The 19,129-nt window shown below is 68.1% G+C and carries 20 protein-coding genes and 1 tRNA gene; 3 read left to right on the top strand and 18 right to left on the bottom strand.

The window, feature by feature from the left end:
- The first annotated feature begins 34 nt into the window (after nt 1–34).
- Together MAA8898_RS14680 and MAA8898_RS14675 are read left to right on the top strand one after the other, a co-directional pair.
- Nucleotides 35–1,282: an L-rhamnose isomerase gene (locus tag MAA8898_RS14680; protein WP_094021776.1), complete on the top strand. Its 1,248-nt coding sequence runs from the start codon at nt 35–37 to the stop codon at nt 1,280–1,282.
- Between the two features lie 183 nt (nt 1,283–1,465).
- Nucleotides 1,466–1,918 carry a class II aldolase/adducin family protein gene (locus tag MAA8898_RS14675; protein WP_176445175.1) on the top strand — a complete coding sequence of 151 codons (453 nt, stop codon included), beginning with the start codon at nt 1,466–1,468 and terminating at the stop codon, nt 1,916–1,918.
- On the opposite strand, the gene MAA8898_RS14670 is transcribed toward MAA8898_RS14675, so the two are convergent.
- The 15 genes from MAA8898_RS14670 to MAA8898_RS14600 form a co-directional block, all read right to left on the bottom strand.
- On the bottom strand, nt 1,915–2,973 hold the full coding sequence (locus MAA8898_RS14670) for a UDP-glucose--hexose-1-phosphate uridylyltransferase (RefSeq protein WP_245853424.1): 1,059 nt from the start codon (nt 2,971–2,973) through the stop codon (nt 1,915–1,917). The genes MAA8898_RS14675 and MAA8898_RS14670 overlap by 4 nt on opposite strands.
- A gap of 12 nt (nt 2,974–2,985) precedes the next feature.
- Nucleotides 2,986–4,629 carry a Na/Pi cotransporter family protein gene (locus tag MAA8898_RS14665; protein ID WP_094021773.1) on the bottom strand — a complete coding sequence of 548 codons (1,644 nt, stop codon included), beginning with the start codon at nt 4,627–4,629 and terminating at the stop codon, nt 2,986–2,988.
- A 42-nt stretch (nt 4,630–4,671) separates the two neighbouring features.
- Nucleotides 4,672–5,517, bottom strand: a complete 846-nt coding sequence (locus MAA8898_RS14660) for an inositol monophosphatase family protein (protein WP_176445174.1) — start codon at nt 5,515–5,517, stop codon at nt 4,672–4,674.
- Entirely contained in the window at nt 5,507–6,313 is an 807-nt protein-coding gene (locus MAA8898_RS14655) for a metallophosphoesterase family protein (RefSeq protein WP_094021771.1), read from the bottom strand. Before MAA8898_RS14655 ends, MAA8898_RS14660 begins: the two co-directional genes overlap by 11 nt.
- Before the next feature lie 46 nt (nt 6,314–6,359).
- A complete protein-coding gene (locus MAA8898_RS14650; protein ID WP_094021770.1) occupies nt 6,360–7,172 on the bottom strand; it encodes a carbohydrate ABC transporter permease in 813 nt (270 codons plus the stop codon).
- Nucleotides 7,169–8,044 carry a carbohydrate ABC transporter permease gene (locus MAA8898_RS14645; protein ID WP_094021769.1) on the bottom strand — a complete coding sequence of 292 codons (876 nt, stop codon included), beginning with the start codon at nt 8,042–8,044 and terminating at the stop codon, nt 7,169–7,171. The genes MAA8898_RS14650 and MAA8898_RS14645 overlap by 4 nt, the downstream gene beginning before the upstream one ends.
- Before the next feature lie 84 nt (nt 8,045–8,128).
- Nucleotides 8,129–9,415, bottom strand: coding sequence for an ABC transporter substrate-binding protein (locus tag MAA8898_RS14640; RefSeq protein WP_094021768.1), 1,287 nt, complete (start codon nt 9,413–9,415; stop codon nt 8,129–8,131).
- Between the two features lie 59 nt (nt 9,416–9,474).
- Entirely contained in the window at nt 9,475–10,569 is a 1,095-nt protein-coding gene (locus MAA8898_RS14635; RefSeq protein ID WP_245853423.1) for an ABC transporter ATP-binding protein, read from the bottom strand.
- The gene (locus MAA8898_RS14630; RefSeq protein ID WP_094021766.1) at nt 10,566–11,345 is read right to left on the bottom strand and encodes a DeoR/GlpR family DNA-binding transcription regulator; all 780 of its coding nucleotides are present in this window, start codon (nt 11,343–11,345) and stop codon (nt 10,566–10,568) included. The genes MAA8898_RS14635 and MAA8898_RS14630 overlap by 4 nt, the downstream gene beginning before the upstream one ends.
- A 338-nt stretch (nt 11,346–11,683) precedes the next feature.
- Nucleotides 11,684–12,550: a transglutaminase family protein gene (locus MAA8898_RS14625; protein ID WP_094021765.1), complete on the bottom strand. Its 867-nt coding sequence runs from the start codon at nt 12,548–12,550 to the stop codon at nt 11,684–11,686.
- 98 nt (nt 12,551–12,648) lie between these two features.
- Complete coding sequence (locus MAA8898_RS14620; protein WP_094021764.1) at nt 12,649–12,957, bottom strand: hypothetical protein; 309 nt, start codon at nt 12,955–12,957, stop codon at nt 12,649–12,651.
- Between the two features lie 70 nt (nt 12,958–13,027).
- Nucleotides 13,028–13,519, bottom strand: coding sequence for a hypothetical protein (locus MAA8898_RS14615; RefSeq protein ID WP_245853422.1), 492 nt, complete (start codon nt 13,517–13,519; stop codon nt 13,028–13,030).
- Nucleotides 13,520–13,636: 117 nt separating this feature from the next.
- Nucleotides 13,637–14,473 (bottom strand): transglutaminase-like domain-containing protein, encoded by an 837-nt coding sequence (locus MAA8898_RS14610; protein ID WP_094021763.1) that lies wholly within the window; start codon nt 14,471–14,473, stop codon nt 13,637–13,639.
- Nucleotides 14,474–14,513: 40 nt separating this feature from the next.
- On the bottom strand, nt 14,514–15,320 hold the full coding sequence (locus MAA8898_RS14605; protein WP_094021762.1) for a hypothetical protein: 807 nt from the start codon (nt 15,318–15,320) through the stop codon (nt 14,514–14,516).
- The gene (locus tag MAA8898_RS14600) at nt 15,317–15,703 is read right to left on the bottom strand and encodes a hypothetical protein (protein ID WP_094021761.1); all 387 of its coding nucleotides are present in this window, start codon (nt 15,701–15,703) and stop codon (nt 15,317–15,319) included. The genes MAA8898_RS14605 and MAA8898_RS14600 overlap by 4 nt, the downstream gene beginning before the upstream one ends.
- Before the next feature lie 502 nt (nt 15,704–16,205).
- On the opposite strand from MAA8898_RS14600, the gene MAA8898_RS14595 reads away from it, so the two are divergent.
- Entirely contained in the window at nt 16,206–16,412 is a 207-nt protein-coding gene (locus MAA8898_RS14595; RefSeq protein ID WP_094021760.1) for a cold-shock protein, read from the top strand.
- Between the two features lie 183 nt (nt 16,413–16,595).
- On the opposite strand, the gene MAA8898_RS14590 is transcribed toward MAA8898_RS14595, so the two are convergent.
- The 3 genes from MAA8898_RS14590 to recJ form a co-directional block, all read right to left on the bottom strand.
- A complete protein-coding gene (locus MAA8898_RS14590; protein ID WP_245853427.1) occupies nt 16,596–16,937 on the bottom strand; it encodes a cupin domain-containing protein in 342 nt (113 codons plus the stop codon).
- A 225-nt stretch (nt 16,938–17,162) separates the two neighbouring features.
- Nucleotides 17,163–17,237: transfer RNA gene (locus MAA8898_RS14585), tRNA-Glu, on the bottom strand.
- Between the two features lie 99 nt (nt 17,238–17,336).
- The gene (gene recJ, locus MAA8898_RS14580) at nt 17,337–19,091 is read right to left on the bottom strand and encodes a single-stranded-DNA-specific exonuclease RecJ (protein ID WP_094021759.1); all 1,755 of its coding nucleotides are present in this window, start codon (nt 19,089–19,091) and stop codon (nt 17,337–17,339) included.
- Nucleotides 19,092–19,129 lie beyond the last annotated feature (38 nt).

The raw sequence follows: 19,129 nt of genomic DNA, 5'->3' as shown, positions 1-19,129 counted from the left end.
CCAGCGGGCACCGCCCGCGCACAGGAGCAAGACGATGACGACCAGAGCCTATGACGCCGCGCGCGAGACATTTGCCGAATGGGGCGCCGACACCGAGGCGGCGATGACCGCGCTGGCCGCTATCCCGATCTCGGTGCATTGCTGGCAGGGCGACGATGTCGTCGGCTTCGAGACGCGCAAAGGCAACTCGGGCGGCGGCATCCAGGCGACCGGCAACTACCCCGGCCGCGCCCGCACCCCCGCCGAGCTGCGCGCCGACCTCGAATTCGCCTATGCGCAGATCCCCGGCCGACACCGGCTGAACCTGCACGCCTTCTACCTCGACACCGACGAGACCCCCGACCGCGACGAGATCGAGTACCGGCACTTTGAGCCCTGGGTCGACTGGGCCCGCCAGCAGGGCATCGGGCTGGATTTCAACCCGACCTTCTTTGCCCACCCCAGGGCCGACGACAACCTGACCCTGAGCCACCCCGACAAGGGCATCCGCGACTTCTGGATCGAACACGGCCGCCGCAGCCGCGACATCGCCGCCCGGATCGGCGAGGCGCTCGGCTCGCCGGCGGTCAACAACATCTGGGTGCCGGACGGCTACAAGGACACCCCGGTCGACCGGATGGCGGCGCGGCGGCGGCTGGAGGCCTCGCTGGACGAGATGCTGAGCCCGCCGCAGGACCCGCGCCACATGCGCGACGCCGTGGAATCCAAGCTGTTCGGCATCGGGGTCGAGGCCTGCACCGTCGGCAGCCACGAATTCTATCTCGGTTACGCGATCCGCAAGGGCACCCTGCTGTGCCTCGACATGGGGCATTTCCATCCGACCGAGAACATCGCCGACAAGCTGTCGTCGGTTTCACTCTCGGTCGACGAGATCCTGCTGCATGTCTCGCGGCCGATGCGCTGGGACAGCGACCATGTAATCCTGCTGAACGACGACATCCTCCAAATGGCGCAGGAACTGGTCTTTGCCGACCTGCTGGGCAAGACCCGCATCGGGCTGGACTTCTTCGACGCCACGATCAGCCGCACCGCCGCCTGGGTGATCGGTGTGCGCAACATGCAAAAGGCGCTGCTGCGCGCGCTGCTGCTGCCCCGCGCCCGGTTGCAACAGGCCGAACACGACCTCGACCACAGCACCCGGCTGATCCTGACCGAGGAACTGAAGGACCTGCCCTATGCCGCCGTCTGGGCCGAGTTCTGCGACAGGATGGGTGTGCCGACCGGCGCCGGGCTGATCGCCGGTCTGAACGCCTACCAGTCCTCCGTCGCGTCGCGCGGCTAGGGAGAGCGACACGATACCCTTCACCCACACGATCCCGTTTGTGCAGGAGTTCGCGCACCTGTGCTGGAAGATGGGCTGGAATTAGGCCAACGGCGGCAACCTCAGCTGGCGCCTGCCCACCGAGGAGATCACCGGCACCTGTCGCGGTTCTACCCGGAGCTTCAACCCTCCGAGCCAAGGCCGGTGCCGGTCGCCCAGCCCGATCTTGACGGAGAATGCTTCCTGGTCACCGGCACCGGGTGGTTCTTTCGCCACGCGCTGGAAAAGCCCAACCAGGTCTTTGGCATCGTGCAGCTGGTCGACGGCGGCGCGGCCTACCGCAAGGTCTGGGGGTTTTCCGACGGCGGCCGCCCGACTTCGGGCTTCGCCACCCACCTCGTCGCCCACGCCGTGCGCAAGCCGGTGTCCGGCGGGCGCAAGCGCATCATCCTGCACGCCCACCCGCGCGAATTCATCGCGCTGTCGTTCCTCGAACCGGTGGAGACCGCCACGCTGCAACACAGCCGGATCATCAGCTGGACCCACCACGGAATCCTTGTCTCTGAAAGCTGCCCGGACGGGGTATTCGCGCTGGTCGAGACGGTGGAAAAGGCGGCGGCGATCCATCGCAAGGCGCTGTGCGCCGAGCGGTCCTAACTGCGGGTCTTGTAGTGCCTATCGGGCAGGTCGCGCAGGCGCTGCGCCGCCTGTTCGGCGGTGAGGTCGCGCTGCGCCTCGGCCAGCAGCTCGTACCCCACCATGAACTTCCGCACCGTGGCAGAGCGCAGCAGCGGCGGGTAGAAATGCGCGTGCAGCTGCCAATGCCCCATCGGCTCTGCCACCGTCGGCGCGCCGTGCCAGCCCATCGAATAGGGAAATTCCGTCTCGAAGAGGTTATCGTAGCGCGTACACAGCACCCTGAGCAGGTCCGCCAGCGCGTCCCGCTCCTGCCCATCGAGGTCCGGCAGCCGCAGCACGTGGCGGCGCGGCAGAACCAGCGTCTCGAACGGCCAGACCGCCCAGAACGGCACCACCGCGATCCAGTGGGCGTTCTCGACCACCACCCTGTCGCCCAGCGCGGCCTCTTGCGCGGCGTAGTCCAGCAGCATCGGCCGGCCGTGCCGTGCCTGGTAGGCCGCCTGGGTGCGGTCCTCGTGCAGCGCCTCGTTGGGCAGGAAATCCGATGCCCAGACCTGGCCGTGCGGATGCGGGTTGGAGCAGCCCATGACCGCGCCCTTGTTCTCGAACACCGCCACCCAGGGGTAGGTCCGGCCCAGGTCCTCGACCTGCCCGGCCCACATGTCGACGACACGTCGGATCTGCGGCTGGGGCAGTTCCGGCAAGGTCAGGTCGTGCCGCTCGGAGAAACACAGCACCCGCGCGGTGCCCCGCGCGGTGGCGGCGCGAAACAGCGGGTCCTCCGGCATGGCCCCTTCGGCGGTGTCCGGCAGCAGGGCCGGGAAATCGTTGTCAAAGACGAAAGGGCCGGAATAGACCGGGTTCTGCACCCCGTTGGCGCGCAGGGTGCCCGAACACAGGTAGCAGGCCGGATCATGCGGTGGCTTGCCCTCGGCGGGCGCGGGCTCGGCCTGGCCCTGCCAGGGCCGCCGGTTGCGGTGCGGCGAGACCAGCACCCACTCCCCCTTCAGCGGGTTGAAGCGGCGGTGCGGGTGGGTGTCGAACAGCGCGCCGTCCATCGTCGGGTCCTCCATCCAGCCGGCTGCTCAGCCCGAGGCCAGCCGGCTTTTCAGCAGCTTGCCGCTTTCGTTCAGCACCGGGTAGGCGATCATGGCAAAGGACGCGTTCACGGTCTTGATCGCGCGCAGCAGGTCGAGGTGGATGCCGCTGGTTCGCAGCGTGTCCACCGCGCCCTGCTGCAACCGCAGCAGGTGCCGCGCCTCCAGCGTGCGGGCCATGTCGCGCACCTTGTCCTTCTGTTCGACCAGCGTCTCGGCCAGCGCGGGATCGCCGTTCATCAGCACCGAGACGGCCAGTTGCACGTTGCGCAGCACGGTGTCGTGGAACTCGGTCAGCTCCTTGCGGCCCTCGTCGGAAAAGCGCAGCTTTTCCAAGTCCTTCTGCGCCGCAAGCTGCACCATGTTGCGGGCGATGACATCGGCGGCGGCCTCCAGGTTGACGCCGGTGCCCACGAGGTCGAAGGCGCGGGCGACGATCTGGTCGCGCGCATCGTCGGCGCGGATGTCGGCCAGGTAGATGCGCAGGTTCAGCGAGATCCGCTCTACCTGGGCGTTGGCCTCGGTGATGCGCGTCGCCGCCGACTCGTCGTAGGCATCGAACAGGGCCATGGACTGGCGGAACATGCCCTCGACGATGCCGCTCAGGTGCACCAGTTCGCGGGTGGCGCAGGACAGGGCGCGCTTGGGGTGGGCCAGCGCCTCGGGGTCGAGCGCGCTCTGGTGCCGGGTGGCGGCACTGTCAGACACCGTGTCCGGCAGCACCCTCTGCGCCAGCCGGTGGATGACCCCGACCAGCGGCACGCAGGCCACCAGGACCAGCGCGTTGAAAGCCAGGTGCAGGTGCAGCGCCGCCTGACCGGGCGCATCGCCCAGCCAGCCGGGCGGCTGGTCCAGCACCGACAGTCCGTAGAGCACCAGCAGGGCACCGCCGCCGCGCAGCGCGAGGTTGGACCAGACCACCCGGCGCACGGTGACATCGGCGTTCAGCGTCAACAGCAGCGCGATGACGCAGCCGCCGAAGTTCGCGCCCAGAACCATCGCCAGCGCCGCCTCCATCGGCAGGATGCCCTGCGCCGCCATGGTGGCGTACAGCAGGACGGCGGCCACGCTGGAATGCACCAGCCAGGCGAACAGCGCCGAGACCGCGAAGGCGGTCAGCAGGTCGCTGGCGAAATAGGTCATCAGGGTGCGCGCGCCGGGGCTGTCGACCAGCGGCGCGCTGGCCGCGCGGATCAGGTCCAGCGAGACGAAGATCAGCGCCAGCCCGATCAGCACGCGCCCGATCTGCCGCGCCGCGCGGCGCTGGCTGCGCAAGAAGATCAGCACCCCCGCCAGCATCAGCACCGGCGCCACGGCCGAGAGCCCCGAGTTCAGCACCAGCGCCACGATGGCCGAGCCGAGGTCCGCCCCCAGCAGCATGGCCAGCGCCGACACCCCGCCGATGCTGCCGGCCGAAACGAACCCCGCCATCATCACCGCGACGGCGGTCGAGCTTTGCAGCAGGATCGCGGCGACCGTGCCGCAGAGCGCCGCGCGCAGCCGGTTCGACGTGGAATGCCTCAGCCAGACGCGCATCTGCGCGCCAAAAGCCCGTTCGAACCCGGTGCGGACCAGCCGCACCGCCCAGACCAGCAGCGCCGCGGCGCTGGCGATGTTCAGCACGAAGAGCATGATCGGCCCTCCGCCCTGCCCTGCGCCAAGGACGTGCCCGGCTCAGCCATGGGTCTGCCTGCGCCGGCCGGGGAAATAGGCCTCCGACACCTCGACCCCCAGCTGTTCGGTCGCGGCGGCGACCATGTTGCCCTGCCGCATCAAGGGTGAATAGGGCGTGTCGCCCCCGACGGCGGACCAGCCGCCCGCCTCCTGCACCACCAGCTGACCGGCCGCGTGGTCCCAGGGGTTCAGCCCGGAGGACACCATGAAGTCCGCCTCGCCGGTCGCCAGCAGGCGGTAGTCGTGGCATGAGCAGCGCAGGTCCAATACCTGGCCGGCGCCTTCGAACCGGGCCATGACCGGCGCGCGCTGTCCCGGTGGCAGCGAGTTCAGCGGCACCAGGCCGGTGCTGTGCGCCACCTGCCGCGCGCCGCTGGCCGACAGGCGCGCGGGCGCGCGCCCCGCCCCCGCCAGCCACGCGCCTTCGCCGCGCCGTGCCAGGATCCAGTCATCCACGACAGGATCGTAGAGCAGGCCCAGCACCGTCTCGCCCCGGGCGACCACCGCGACGATCATGCCGAACAGGGCCAGCCCGGCCGCGAAATTCGCCGTACCGTCGACCGGGTCGAGGATGACGCACAGCTCTGCCTCGGCCAGCCTGTCCAGTGCTGCGGGCTCTCGCGACACCCGTTCCTCACCGATCACGGCGGCCTGCGGCAGGATCTGCGCGATGGCGCGCTCCAGCGCGCGTTCGGCGGCGATGTCGGCCTCGGTCACCAGGTCGTGCGGACCGGACTTGGTGGCGATCTCGTCCGGTGACAACCGGCGGAACCGGGTCATGATCTCGCGCCGCGCGGTGTCCCGCACCGCCTCGATCAGGTCGTCCGTGGTGCGGTCATCCAGCATCGCGCGCCCCGCTCGCCCCCGGAGGGACGCTCCGGGTCGTGAGGACATGGGCGCCGTCCGCGCCGACCTGGTGAACGAGGTAGGCATAGGCCTCGTCCGACGGCGCGATGTCGCCGTCGCCAAAGGGCAGCGGCGCGGCAAAGGGCGCCACCGGCGTGCCGGCGGCGAGGCAGAGCGTGCCGTGGACCAGCGCGGTATAGGGCCGGTGGATGTGGCCGCAGAGGATCGTGGGCTTGTGTGCGGCCCCCTCCAGCAGCGCGGCAAAGCGCGCGGCGCCCTCTATGACCGAGATTTCGTCGTACACGCGCTGCCCCGGCACGAACGGCGGGTGGTGCATCACGATCACCAGCGGGCCGTCCTGCGGCGCGTCCAGCGCCCCGGCCACCGTGTCTAGCGCCTGTTCCGACACCGCGCCCGTGGTCATCCCTTCAAGGCAGGTGTCGATCCCCAGCAGCCGCACGCCACCGACCTGCACGATCCGCCCGGCGATGTCCGCCCCGCGCAGGAAGGCGCTGCGCGTCTTGCGGTCATGATAGGCGGCGGGGCCGTCATGGTTGCCCGGGATGGTGAAGACCGGCACGCCGATCCCGGCGAACATCTCCTCGAACTGGGCAAAGGACTCGTCGTGTGCGTCGTCGGTCAGGTCCCCGGCGACGATCACGCAGTCGAGGATGCCGGCAATGCGCCGCAGGTCGCGGGCCAGCGCCGCGACGATGGCGGGCGTGTCGTCGCGCAGCGCCTCGATCCGGTCGGGGTGCCGGCAGAGGTGCAGATCGGATACCTGGGCAAATCGCATTGTGCTGTCCGTTCCCTGTTCATCGAAAGCCGCCCTTGCGGGACGGTCACTTGATCCCGGCGCGCATGAAGTTGGCGACGAACTGCCGTTGGAAAATGATGAAGGCGATGATCAGCGGCGCGGTGGTCATCAGCGTCGCGGCATTGACCAGCGACCATTCGATGCCGCTTTCGACCGTGGCAAAGACGCTGAGACCCACCGTCACCGGCCGCACCTCGGGCGAGTTGGTGATGATCAGCGGCCAGAGGAAGTTGTTCCAGTGAAAGCTGATCATCACGAGGCCATAGGCCAGGTAGATCGGCCGCGCCAGCGGCACGTAGACCGTCCAGAGCACGCGCCAGGCCCCTGCCCCCTCGATCTGCGCGGCCTCGTCCAGTGACTTGGGCACCGTCATGAAGGTCTGCCGCAGCAGGAAGATGCCAAAGGCCGAAGTCAGGTAAGGCAGCGCGATGCCGATGATCGTGTCCGTGAGGCCGATCTGCGACAGCGTGCGGTAGTTCTCGACGATCAGGATCTCGGGCGAAATCAGCAGCTGCACCATCACCAGGCTGAACAGGAACCCCGCCCAGCGAAAACGGTAGCGCACGAAGGCATAGGCGACCAGTGTGCAGAGGATGAAGTTGGCCACCAGAACGATGGTGATCAGGATGAAAGTGTTGACGAAGTACAGCGCAAACGGCGCCGAGTTCCAGGCGGTGACGAAGTTCTCGAAGACGATCGGCGCGTCCCACTTGAAGTTCGCGGCGTAGATCTCGTCATGAAACGCGGTCCAGACCGAGTAGAAGAAGGGCAGGCCCCAGACCCCCGCCAGGACGACGGACATCGTGCCGAACAGGATGCGGTTCAACTCGCGGGTCATTGGTAATGCGCCTTTCTGTTGAGCACCCAGAACTGGAAGGCCGCCAGCACGCCCAGGATCAACACCATGAGCACGGTCAGCGTCGCACCATAGGCAAAGTCGCGGTGGCCGAAGGTCACTTCGTAGACGTAGTACAGCAGCAAGGCGCTGGAATTGTTGGGGCCGCCCCGCGTCATGACGATGATGTGGTCAACCAGGCGAAAGGCGTTGATCAGCGCGTTGACCGCGACAAAGATCGTCGTCGGGCGCAAGAGCGGCAGCACCACATCCCAGAAGACCCGCACCGCCCCCGCACCTTCGAGCCGCGCGGCGTCCTTGAGGTTGGCCGGGATGCTTTGCAGCGCGGCCAGGTAGAAGATCATGAACAGGCCCGCCTCCTTCCAGATCGCCACCACCATCATCGATACCAGCGAGGTATCGGTGCGGCCGAGGAAGTTGATCGAGGGCAGCCCGAAGACCGACAGTATCTGCGAGGCGAGGCCGATGCCCGGCGCGTAGAAGAACAGCCAGATGTTGGCGACGGCGACCAGCGGCAGCATGGTCGGCATGAAGAACGACAGCCGCATCAGCCAGGTGCCGGGAAGTTTCGAATTGACCAGCAGCGCCATGCCGATCGACAGGCCGATCGCCAGCGGCACGGTGCCGATGGCGTAGATCGCGCTGTTGATCAGAACCTGCGCCAGCCGGTCGTCGTCCATCAGCGCGCGGTAGTTGTCCAGCCCGACAAAGCGCGACGGGCGGAAGGAACTGGAGTTGTTCCACAGCGAGTTCACCAGCGCCTTGATCGCGGGGTAATGCGTGAAGGCCACCAGCAGGCTGCACGGGATCACCAGCAGGACAAAGCCGAGACCCCAGGGCAATCGCTTGTTCATGGTTTCCGTCTCTCCGCTGGTGCCGGGGCTTGAAGGGGATGGGGTGGGCGCGCGCCCGGATCGTCGGGGCGCGCGCCGGGGGGCTTAGCGGTAGTCCTTGAGGACCGCGTCGGCCTTTTCCTGGGCCTCGGCCACGGCGGCGGCCGGGTCCTTGCTGCCGGTGACGACACCCTCGATGGCCTCCACCAGGTACTGCGTGACCTTGGAGCGCTGGAAGGTGGCGAACTCGCGCTCGGCGTAGGGCAGTTGCTCAAGTGCGACCAGTGCCTGCGGCAGTTCCGCGGCATAGTCCTTCATCACCTGGGTTTCCCAGGTGTCGGGGCGCGGCGCGACATAGCCGGTGGCGATGCTCCAGCGTGCCGCCGCCTCGGGCGAGGTCATGAACTTGATGAAGTCCAGCGCCGCCTCCTGTTCGTCCGGAGTGGTGTTGGAGAAGATGTAGAAGTTGCCGCCGCCCACGGGCGCGCCCGGACCGTCGCCGCCGGGCAGGAAGCCGACGCCCCAGTCGAAGGTCGCGTTGGAGTTCACGAAGGCGAGGTTGCCGGTCGAGGTCCACATCGAGGCGGTCTGTCCTTCGAGAAAGGCCTTGGGCGTGTCACCCCAGGAAATGCCGCCCGGCGCCATCACACCCTCGGCCGCCAGCCGCTGCATGAACTCCAGCGAGGCGATGGCCGCCGGCGTGTTGATGCGCGCCTCGGTGCCCGTTTCGGTCGACAGCACGTCACCCTTGGAGATCACCAGGCCGCCGAACATCCAGGCCCCGGCCAGCCCGAGGTTCGGAATCCGCGTGCCCCACTGGGTGACGTTGCCGTTGGCATCGCGCTTGGTCAGCTTCTTGCCCACCTCGACCATCTCGTCCCAGGTCTTGGGCGGCGCTTCGGGGTCCAGCCCGGCCTCGCGGAAGGCGTCCTTGTTGTAGTAGAACACCGGCGTCGAGCGCTGGAACGGCACCGAGTAGATCTTGCCGTCGAACTTGGTGTCGTTCATGAAGCCTTCGTAGAAGCCGGCCAGCCATTCCTGCTCTTCGGGCGAATCCGCGATGTCCGAGATCGGCACCACGGCGCCTTCCTCGATCAGGGTAAAGATGTCGATCGCCAGCAGAACGGCAACCTGCGGCGGATCCCCCGCGGCGGCGGCGGTCAGCGCCTTGGTGGTGGTCTCTTCGTAGTTGCCGGCATAGACCGCCTTGACGTTGTGCTGCGGGTTTGCTGCGGCCCATTCGTCGGTCAGGGCCTGGATGGTTTCCACCGCCGGGGCGTTCACGCCGACCGGAAAGTAGAATTCGAGGTCCGCCGCGCTGACGGCGGTGCCTTGCAGCCCCAGCAGCCCGCCGGCCACCAGCGCCAGTGCCGTGTTGTTCCTGAATGTCATGTTGGTTCCTCCCATGGTCTTCGTTGTCCGGCGGCCCGATGCTTCGGGTCCGCCCGGTTTCAGCTTGTCTGCGGGATCGCCGCGCCGTCCGCCTTTGCAAAGAAATGCGTGGCGCCGTGCGACCAGCCCACCGTCACCTCGTCTCCCGGCGCGGGGGCGTCGTGCCCGCCGTGCGCCACGATCACCTTGGCGCCGGATGCCGCCTGGAGATGCAGCAGCGTCACGCTGCCTTCGTATTCCAACGACAGCACCCGCCCGCGCAGGGTGAACGCCTCTCCCTCTCCCGGGTGGCGCATGTCCTCGGGGCGCACGCCGACCAGGCAATCCTTGAGCGCCACGCGGCCGTCGATGCCCAGGTTTGCGGGCACCGTCACATCGGCGGGCTCCAGCAGGTTGGTCGGCGGCGTGCCGATGAAGCTGGCGGAAAAGGTGTTGGCCGGGTTCTCGTAGAGGTCGCGCGGGGTGCCCCACTGGGCGATCCGGCCGGCGTTCAGCAGCACCACCTCGTCGGACATCGACAGCGCCTCGCTCTGGTCGTGGGTGACGTAAATGACGGTGATGCCCAGCTTCTTGTTCAGCGCGCGGATCTCGCTGCGGATCTCGGTGCGCAGCTTGGCGTCGAGGTTGGACAGCGGCTCGTCCATCAGCACCAAGGGTCGTTCCGACACCAACACGCGCGCCAGCGCGACGCGCTGCTGCTGGCCGCCCGACAGCTGGGCCGGCTTGCGCTTGAGCAGCGGACCCAGGCCCATCAGCTCGGACACGCGGGCGATGGTCTTGTCCTTGCGGGACTTCTCGACCTTGCGGATCTTCAGCCCGTAGCCGATGTTTTCCTCGATGGTCAGGTGCGGGAACAACGCGTAGTTCTGGAACACCATCCCGAGGTTGCGGTTGGCGGCCGATACCCTGGACACGTCGCGCCCGTCGATCAGGATCTGCCCGCCCGACACCTCGTCGAGGCCCGAGATCAGCCGCAAAAGCGTGCTCTTGCCGCAGCCCGACGGCCCCAGCAGCGTCAGGAACCCGCCCGCGCCGATGCTGAAGCTGACGTCCTTGAGCACTTCGGTCTTGCCCCAGCTCTTGCGCAGATTGCGCACCTCCAGCGAAACGGCCGGGGTGGCGCTGCCAAGAGCGGTGTCTGCGGTCATGTTCATGCGGTGACGACTTCCATGCCGGTGTTGCACAACTGGGCGACCACGTCCTCGGCCAGTTCGACGTTGGTGATCAGGCCGTCGATCTCGTCGAACCCGGCGGTGCGGGTAAAGGCGTAGGTCTCGAACTTGCGGTGGTCGGCGATGAAGAACCGCTGCCGCGACGAGGCCAGCGCCTCGCGCTGAATCAGGGCGTACATCTCGTCGCCGATCTCGATGCATTCGCGCGCGAGATTCACCGCCGAGCAGCAAAAGAACGACACGTCGAAGGTGAGCGAGCGCAGCCCGGCGATGGCGACGCTGCCGACAAACGAGTCGTTCACCGGCAGGTAGCTGCCGCCGATCATGTAGAAATTCGAAACGCCCTGCGCCTTGAGCCGGTTGGCGACGCCAAGGCAGGTCGTGACATAGCGGCAGCCCGGTTTCTGCCCGGCCAGTTCCGCCACCGCCAGCGCGGTGGTCCCGGCATCCAGAAAGACCACCTCCTGCCCGTTCAGCCGGTCCATCGCCGCCTGCGCGATGCGCTGCTTTTCGGCCCAGCCGATCAGCTTGCGTTCGTCGTTGGGCAGGTCGGACACGGCGCTGGTCTTGGCCATGACGCCGCCGTGCGTCCGCGAGACGATCCCCTGCCGCCCCAGTTCGCGCAGGTCGCGGCGAATGGTGGCCTCGGACCGGCCCAGTTCGTCGCAGAGGTCGCGCACCGCGACAGAACCGCGCCGCTCGACGATCTCGGCGATCTTGCGGCGGCGGATCTCGGACAGGTCCAGCGAATCCTTCATCGGCGTCCTTCACTTCTCCGGGTGGTTCGATCGTCAACGGCCCGTTCGGCCGGCCGTGACCGAAAACGATCACTATTGATCACCAGCGTTTCCCCACAGGCGAGTTCTGTCAAGAAAAATCATCACGCCCGGTCGAAGGCGGTTTGGGCCGCCTCGGCAGAAAACCTTCAATAATGATTATTTATGAGTGTCTTGAGGCAGACACGCCGGATCACTCAGCACGTACACCCCCATGACCGACTCCGGGCAGTCGATCAAACACGATCACACCAAAGGCGGCAATTCAGAGAATCGCCCCGGGGGCGACGCAGCCGGCACCGCCCCGGCGCGCCCGCGTGTCAGTCCTTCTCGACCTGCACCGCCACGTCCATCGACAGCAGGTCCGTGTTGCGGCCATGGAAACTGCCGGTGACGGGCGAAACCTGCTGGATCTTCCGCGCGACGGCGACGGGGATCAGGTTGGCAGAACCGACGGCGCGGTTGGTGGGGTCAAAGGCGATCCAGCCCGCCCCGGGCACAAAGACCTCGACCCAGGCGTGGGTCGATCCGGCGTCCGCCGACCCAAGCTGGTCGCCGGCCGGGTTGTAGAGATACCCCGAAACCAGCCGCGCGCCAAAGCCCAGCGTGCGCGCCGCCTCGGCGAACAGGACGGCAAAATCGCGACACGATCCCCAGCCCCGGTCCAGCGTTTCCAGCGGCCCCTGCGTGCCCTCGGTCTCGCGGCTCTGGTAGGAGATCCGCGCCGTGATCCCGTTGCTGACGTCCTTGAGCAGGGACAGCGTGTCCGTCGGCCGCGTCATGACGAATGCCTCGGCCCAGGCGGCCAGCCGTCCCTTGACGTCGGTGTATTGCGGCATGGCCAGCGCGCCAAGGTCCAGCTGGTCGTCGGGGGAATACTGGAACGGGTAGGACGCCGCGTCGGCCGCGATGGGAAAGACCGGCCAGACGGCCGCGCGGAGATCGACGCGCGTGCAGGAGCGGATCACCAGCGTATCCGTCGGGCTGTCAAAGCTGGCCGTGGCGATCGCGTTGCCGGCCACGTCGTGCGACCAGTCGATGCGTGGCTTGGGCGTGATTTCAAGCTGAAACGAGGTCAGCGTCAGGTCGCGGGTTTCGCGTGGCCGCAGCATCATCCTGTGCGGCCCAAGCGAAACCGCCGTGCCGTAGCGATAGCTGGTCAGATGGGTGATGGTGACATTGGGCATCGGCGCGGCCTAACTCGGCCGGCCACGGGCAAGCCAGCGCGCCGGCCAGCCGGTCCCGGCCCCTGCCCCGGTCGGCGCTTGGGATACTGTCCTGCACGTCATTCGCCGGCCTCGCGTTTCCTCAGGCGCTCCAGATCGGCCAGGGCGCGCTGGATGAGTTTCTGAATGCGGGCATCCGCCGCCTCGGGCGTCTCGGCGTAGCGTTCCAGCAGGAATCGCCACTTGGTCATGACCTCGGGCCAGGTCCGCGCCGGGTCCGCCAGCATCTGCTTCTCGAGTTCGTCGAGAGGCGGCTGCCCCGAAGCGACCATGCGGGACGGGCTGTTCACCGGCCGCCGCCGCATCTGGGTCTCGCGTTGTCCGGCCGCGCTGCGGCGGCCATCCAGGTTGATCGGATCGTCCTTCATGGCACCCCTCTCGCGGCCCCATCCAGCCCCGTTCCCGACAGGAATGCAAGCCGCCGGCCGGTTCTGCGGGTCACTCCCCGATCCCCGGCCGCGTGGTTTCGCCGCGTGTGCCACCACCCTCTGCGTGATCGTCGCTGTGCGGCTTGTCCCGGTCCTGCGCGGGGCCTGCCGGGCCGGGCCGTCCCTGCGCGCGGGCCGCGTAGAAATCCCGCAGGTCGGACTCGGCCACGCCGTCGGCCTGCATGACAAGCCGGATCATCGGGTCGGCCAGCATCTCCTCGAGGAAGAAATCCAGCAGCGCCTTTCCGGTCAGCTTGTCTCTGGCCACCGCGCGCTCCAGTTCGGCCAGCGGCACGGTCAGCGTTCGTGTCAGGCCGGGATGCGAAGTGCGCGGATGAAGCTGCACCATGACGGACGAAACCCAGGCGGCCGGGTCGATGCCCTCCGCCGGCTGCGGCAGGGTGGTCTCGATCTCGTATTCGCCGGGCGGCAGGGTCTCGTTGAAACTCGGCAGGTCGAAGGGGCGCAGAAAGACGGCCGTCGTCTTGATCGCAGGGATCATCGTGGCTCTCCAGGAAAGCGGGTGTTCGGTGTTGCCACGCCGGAGGGCGGGCCGTCGGTCCCCGTGATGTCGGGCGAGCGACGTCACCGGGGCACGCGCCCCGGCGACAGTCCCCACTCACCCGCGCGCATCGGACGGTGGTTCAGGGTGGCCGTCTTCGGCGGGCCAGGTCCAGACGTCGAATTGTGTCAGCACGTTCGGCCCGAAGGTCTGCGTCAGCGGCACGTCGGCCGCGTCCCGGCCACGGGCCACCAGGATCCTGCCGGTGCGCCGCCGGTTGTTGCGCGGATCGAAGACCCACCAGCGCCCGTCCAGAAAGACTTCCATCCAGGCCGCGAAATCGCCGGGCGCATGCGGCTCGGGTTCGCCGATTTCGCTGAGATAGCCCGTGCAATAGCGCGCCGGGATGTTCATGCAGCGGCAAAAGGCGATCGCGAGATGTGTGAAATCACGGCAGACCCCGAAGCGCCCCGCCAGCGTTTGCGACGCCGTGCGCGTGGCGCTGGCCTTCATGTAGTCGAAGGCGACGGAGGTGTGCACGAAATCGCAGATCGCCTGCACCCGCGCCCAGCCGGGCGGAGTCTTTTCGAACAGGCGCCAGGCTTCGTCCGACAACAGGTCGGTGTCGCAGTAGCGGCTGCCCAGCAGGTACACCAGCGTGTCGAACGGCAGGTCCCGCACCGCGTGCTGTGCCGCCTGCGGCGCAATCGGGTCAGGCAGCCCGGAATCCCGGAATATCCCGTCGGAGGACAGGGTGAAGTCGCCGGCCGGCGCCTCCATCCGCGTGCACCAGTTGCCAAAGCCGTCGCGGTAGCTTTCCAGCGGCACGCTGGGCGAGGTGGCCAGGTAGTCGGCGCGCTCCAGGTCGCCGAAACGCGAATAGTGCACGTTCAGCGTGGCGATCAGCGGCGTCGGCTGCGTCAGCCGGTAGCGCAGGCGGCATCCGATGCGCATGCGGAGGCCGGGCGCGGCCTCGGGCCGGGATCCGGGGGCTCTATCGTCCAAGAACGCACTCCCTTGCGGCAAGTTGAAAGCCGGTGTCGCAGCGCCACCGGTTGCCCGACCTGTCGAGATGGGCGTTTGCCGGCACATCGAGCGCGATGCAGCCGTTTCCCCTGGCCGCGTATCCACGCGCGCAGCGCCATCCCGGCCCATGGCTGTCCGGATCCAGGTAGGCGTTCGCCGGCAGCGCCACGGGGTCGCATCGGTTTCTCATCTTGAAATATCCCCTCTCGCAGGCCCATTCGGCGCCGCGGTCCGCATTGGTGAGATAGCCATTCTCGGGTGTCGCGATCGGCACGCAGGCACCGGCGCGGGCGGTGTAGCCGCGGTCGCAGGCCCAGGCGCCCTCTGACGGTTCGACCGTCAGGTAGGCATGGTCCGGCAGCACGATGGGCACGCAGCGTTCGCGGTCCCGCTTGTAGCCGCGGTCGCAGCGCCAGTCATACCCGGACGCGCGCAGATAGGCGTTGTCCGGCACCGGGATCGCCCGGCAGGACGCGCCCGACACCTCCTCATAGCCGCGCCGGCAGGTCCAGCCGGATCCGTAGCGGCGGCCGGTGGCGTAGGCGTTTTCCGGGACCACGATCGCGAGGCACGCGGCCCCCTCGGCGCGGTATCCCGGGGAACAGTCCCAGCCATCGCCATAGCTGCGCGCCTCGGCGTTCTCGGGCACGCGTCCGGCGGCCTCCTGCGCCAGCACCGGGAAGGCCAGCAGGGCCATCAGCGCGGTCAGCGCCGCCAGGCCGTACAGGACCCGACGCCGATCCCCGGGCAGGGGCATCGCCACCGCGCGGGTCATCCGCCGTCAACAGGCGCTTCGGCTTCGGTGACCACGGTGTCCACGTCCAGCGACGCAAGGCAGGCCTGCGCGATGTCGCGGTTCGGCGCATCGCTGCCCGGCATCGTCGCCCAGCCGGTGGCCATCAGGGCATCCCGCCGCTTGTAGGACTGCGCGTCGCGGATCGACTTGAGCGCCGCAACCCGTCCGGGATCGACCCGGGCCATGTCCAGGCAGACCGGGACCATGGCCGTGACCACGTCCTGGCGCGACATCGCCACCGCCTGGTCATGCGCGGTGCCGCCGGTGACCCAGCCGCCCCAGGAAAACCCGGCGATGCCGACAAAAGCCGCGCCGACCAGGGCGCCGTAGATGCCCGGCTTGAGCCATTCGGGAATGTTCATGTCAGTCCTCCTGCGGAGAAAGCGCCGCCTCGCCATGATGACTGCCCTGGCGCGCAGCCGAAAACCGGCAGGGCGCTTCGGTCAGATCGAATAGGGTGGTCGCGCGTGTCCGGGGTCAGGTCTGGCCCGGCAACTCACGTCAGACGCATGCTCGTCATCGACCGAAGCACCATCGTGGGCGCGTCGGACCCGGCCGGAACAAAGCGCCGGCCGCCGAACGTCATACTCGTGTGGAAACTCCGCACCCTTGTGCGGTCCTACCCTTCGCGGGTCATTCAAAGGTGGGGCGCGCGGCCAGGTAAATCAACCACGCCACGCAATGGCGGGCGCTGTTTTTGCATCGTCCCTTGTAATCCGGTGCGCCAGGGTCCATCTAGAATGCACCAACGTTATTCTCTGCGAACCTCTGCTTCCGTTCATCCGGCTTCAGTTGATCACTCAGTCTGACTTTGCCGGGCTGCCGCATCCTGTGGGCAGCATTCTAGAACAGGAGACCACGGAAATGGCCAATGGCACCGTGAAATGGTTCAATTCTTCCAAAGGCTTCGGCTTCATCCAGCCCGAATCGGGCGGCAAGGACGTGTTCGTCCACATCTCGTCCGTCGAGCGGGCCGGCCTGACCAGCCTTGCTGACGACCAGAAAGTGACCTTTGACGTCGAGTCCGGCCGCGATGGTCGCGAAAGCGCGATCAACCTGGCGCTGGCCTGACCTGAGTTCGCCCGGACGCCCGCAACGGCGTCCGGCACTCTACGTGGCAGGTAACGGCTTACCTCGACCCTGCCATCCAAGCCCGATCCGGCCACAGGCCTGGGTCGGGCTTTGTCGTTTCGCCTGCCCGCCTGCTGCCGACCTGCCAGTCACCTTGCCCCCTTCCGCCTGCGTCGGGCCGGATCAGAGGCGGATGACATATTCTTTCGTCGTCGTCTCAACGACCTCCCATGTGCCTGAAAAGCCGGGACGAATGACGAAACTGTCACCGGCCCGCACCTCGAAGGCCTCACCGCCGTCTTCGGCGATGATCGAATGCCCCTCAAGGATGCGGCAGTACTCCCACTCGTCGTAGCGGATCGTCCACTTGCCCGGCGTGGCGCGCCAGGTGCCGCAATACAGCCCATCACGGTCTTCGATATTCCAGGTGGTGAACTCGGGCGCACCGGAAACCAGCCTGTCGGCTGCCGGCCGATCGACCTCGGGCGTTCCGGTTGCGGTGATGCGCAGGAAGGTTTCTGTCACGGGGCACCCTTTTCTGATGAGGCTTTGCCCTGATCTATACACCGCAAGGCGCGGGAATTGCACGTCCATGGTGCTTTGCATCGTCGCGGTCGGCGCGGCCTCCCGGTGTCCAGAACACCGCGCGATCCAAGACTGGGTTGCAGATGTTGAGTTGGGGTTTCGCTACACGGAACGACTTGCGACCCGCCAAAGGGGCTTTTGAGATCGTATCGCTGTTGGTGAAAGTGGCAGCCCGTAGGGGAGTCGAACCCCTCTTTTCAGGTTGAAAACCTGACGTCCTAACCGATAGACGAACGGGCCACTGCTTGGCGTGAGGCGGTGTTTATGAGAAGCTCACGGTGCTTGCAAGCAGAAATTTCGGGTTTTTCGCCAAGTTTTTTCGCCCCCGAAAGCCCCGCCTCAGCGTCCCGGCGCGGCCGGTGCGGCGTCGTCCAGGCGCAGCTGGACCGTGCTCCGCCCCTGCCAGAAATTCACGTCCAGCTTGCCCGCAAGGTGGAACCGCGCGCCGCCGTGGCCCTCCAGCGCGGCGCCCAGCGGGCTCTCGAAGGCCGAGAACAGGATCGCGTCCAGCGTGCCCGCCAGACCGTCCGAGACCGTGAGCTTCAGGTGCCCCTGGCCGACCCGCTTGGCAAAGCGGACCTGCATGTCCGGCAGCACGAATCGCGGCCCCGGGACCGCCGCGCCAAAGGGGCCGGCGCGCTCCAGCTGCTCGACCAGCTCGACGCTGGCCGCGCCGGGCATCAGCACGCCGTCCAGCCGCAGGTCCGCCGCCCCGCCCTGCCCGGCCCCCTGCCGGCTCAGCAGTTCGGCCAGCCGCGCCATCGCCGGCTCCAACATGTCGCGCGCCACGGTCAGGCCCGCCGCCATCTTGTGCCCGCCGCCCTTGACCAGCAGCCCCTCAGCGGCCAGCCGCTGCACCGACGCGCCCAGGTCGACCCCGGGCACCGACCGGCCCGAGCCCTTGCCCTCGTCGCCGTCCAGCCCGATCACCACCGCCGGCCGGCCGGTCTGCTCCTTGAGGCGCGAGGCGACGATGCCCACCACGCCGGGGTGCCAGCCCTCGCCCGCCGCCCAGACAAGCGGCGCGTCCAGCCCGCGCGCCTCGGCCTGCGCCATCGCGGCTTCGCGCACCGCGCCTTCGATCTCGCGCCGCTCGGTGTTGAGCTGGTCGAGCCGTTCGGCCATGGCCCGCGCTTCCTGCGGGTTGTCGCAGGCCAGCAGCCGCGCGCCCAGGTCCGCCTGGCCGATCCGCCCGCCGGCGTTGACCCGCGGCCCCAGCACGTAGCCCAGGTGATAGGCCGCCGGCGCCCGTTCCAGCCGCGCCACGTCGGCCAGCGCCACCAGGCCCGGCCGCGCCCGCCGCGCCATGACCTTCAGCCCCTGCTGCACCAGCGCCCGGTTGACCCCCCGCAGGGGCGCCACGTCCGCCACCGTCGCCAGCGCCACAAGGTCCAGCAAGGCCATCAGGTCCGGCCCTTGTGCCCCCGCCTCGCGTAGCTGCCGCCCCGCCTCGACCAGCATCAGGAAGACCACCGCCGCCGCGCAGAGATGCGCCAGCGCGCCGTCCTCGTCCTGCCGGTTAGGGTTCACCACGGCCAGCGCCTCGGGCAGCGTCTCGCCGCCCAGGTGGTGGTCCAGCACCACCACGTCCGCCGCCCCCTTCGCCGCAGCGATGGGCTCTTGCGACAGCGTCCCGCAATCGACGCAGACGATCAGGTCATGTGCGGCAGCCAGCGCCGCCATGGCGGGCACGTTGGGCCCGTACCCTTCGTCGATGCGGTCGGGGACATACAGCGTCGCCGCCCGGCCCATCAGCCGCAGCCAATCGATCAGCAAGGCCGCCGAGGCGCCGCCATCCACGTCGTAATCGGCAAAGATCGCGATCCGCTCGCGCCGCTGCACCGCCTGCAAAAACCGCGCCGCCGCGCGCTCCATGTCCTTCAGCCCGCGCGGATCGGGCAGCAGCGCGCGCAACTTGGGCTCCAGGTAGCCCTCCACCTCTTCCGGCGCCACGTCCAGGCGCGCCAGTACCGCGCACAGCGCATGCGGCAGGCCGGTCCGTTGCACCAGCGCCTCGGCCAGGCGCGCCTCGTCGGCGCCGGGACCGACCCAGCGCCGCCCGGTCAGGCTGCTCTCGACGCCAAGATAGGACAATCGGCCTCCCGGCTTCTTCTCTGCAAAAATACGCCCGG

The sequence above is a fragment of the Antarctobacter aquimaris genome (assembly GCF_900184945.1).
Lineage (GTDB): Bacteria > Pseudomonadota > Alphaproteobacteria > Rhodobacterales > Rhodobacteraceae > Maliponia > Maliponia aquimaris.
This window is presented reverse-complemented; position numbering and strand designations above follow the sequence as displayed.

Excerpts from the sequence above, each read along its gene's own strand:
- MAA8898_RS14680 (WP_094021776.1), top strand. The coding sequence starts at position 35 with ATGACGACCAGAGCCTATGACGCCGCGCGCGAGACATTTGCCGAATGG.
- MAA8898_RS14630 (WP_094021766.1), bottom strand. The coding sequence starts at position 11,345 with ATGAAGGATTCGCTGGACCTGTCCGAGATCCGCCGCCGCAAGATCGCC.
- MAA8898_RS14625 (WP_094021765.1), bottom strand. The coding sequence starts at position 12,550 with ATGCCCAATGTCACCATCACCCATCTGACCAGCTATCGCTACGGCACG.
- MAA8898_RS14665 (WP_094021773.1), bottom strand. The coding sequence starts at position 4,629 with ATGCTCTTCGTGCTGAACATCGCCAGCGCCGCGGCGCTGCTGGTCTGG.
- MAA8898_RS14655 (WP_094021771.1), bottom strand. The coding sequence starts at position 6,313 with ATGCGATTTGCCCAGGTATCCGATCTGCACCTCTGCCGGCACCCCGAC.
- MAA8898_RS14595 (WP_094021760.1), top strand. The coding sequence starts at position 16,206 with ATGGCCAATGGCACCGTGAAATGGTTCAATTCTTCCAAAGGCTTCGGC.
- MAA8898_RS14640 (WP_094021768.1), bottom strand. The coding sequence starts at position 9,415 with ATGACATTCAGGAACAACACGGCACTGGCGCTGGTGGCCGGCGGGCTG.
- MAA8898_RS14660 (WP_176445174.1), bottom strand. The coding sequence starts at position 5,517 with ATGCTGGATGACCGCACCACGGACGACCTGATCGAGGCGGTGCGGGAC.
- MAA8898_RS14605 (WP_094021762.1), bottom strand. The coding sequence starts at position 15,320 with ATGACCCGCGCGGTGGCGATGCCCCTGCCCGGGGATCGGCGTCGGGTC.
- MAA8898_RS14610 (WP_094021763.1), bottom strand. The coding sequence starts at position 14,473 with ATGCGCATCGGATGCCGCCTGCGCTACCGGCTGACGCAGCCGACGCCG.
- MAA8898_RS14635 (WP_245853423.1), bottom strand. The coding sequence starts at position 10,569 with ATGAACATGACCGCAGACACCGCTCTTGGCAGCGCCACCCCGGCCGTT.
- MAA8898_RS14600 (WP_094021761.1), bottom strand. The coding sequence starts at position 15,703 with ATGAACATTCCCGAATGGCTCAAGCCGGGCATCTACGGCGCCCTGGTC.
- MAA8898_RS14670 (WP_245853424.1), bottom strand. The coding sequence starts at position 2,973 with ATGGAGGACCCGACGATGGACGGCGCGCTGTTCGACACCCACCCGCAC.
- MAA8898_RS14645 (WP_094021769.1), bottom strand. The coding sequence starts at position 8,044 with ATGAACAAGCGATTGCCCTGGGGTCTCGGCTTTGTCCTGCTGGTGATC.
- MAA8898_RS14620 (WP_094021764.1), bottom strand. The coding sequence starts at position 12,957 with ATGAAGGACGATCCGATCAACCTGGATGGCCGCCGCAGCGCGGCCGGA.
- MAA8898_RS14615 (WP_245853422.1), bottom strand. The coding sequence starts at position 13,519 with ATGATCCCTGCGATCAAGACGACGGCCGTCTTTCTGCGCCCCTTCGAC.
- MAA8898_RS14650 (WP_094021770.1), bottom strand. The coding sequence starts at position 7,172 with ATGACCCGCGAGTTGAACCGCATCCTGTTCGGCACGATGTCCGTCGTC.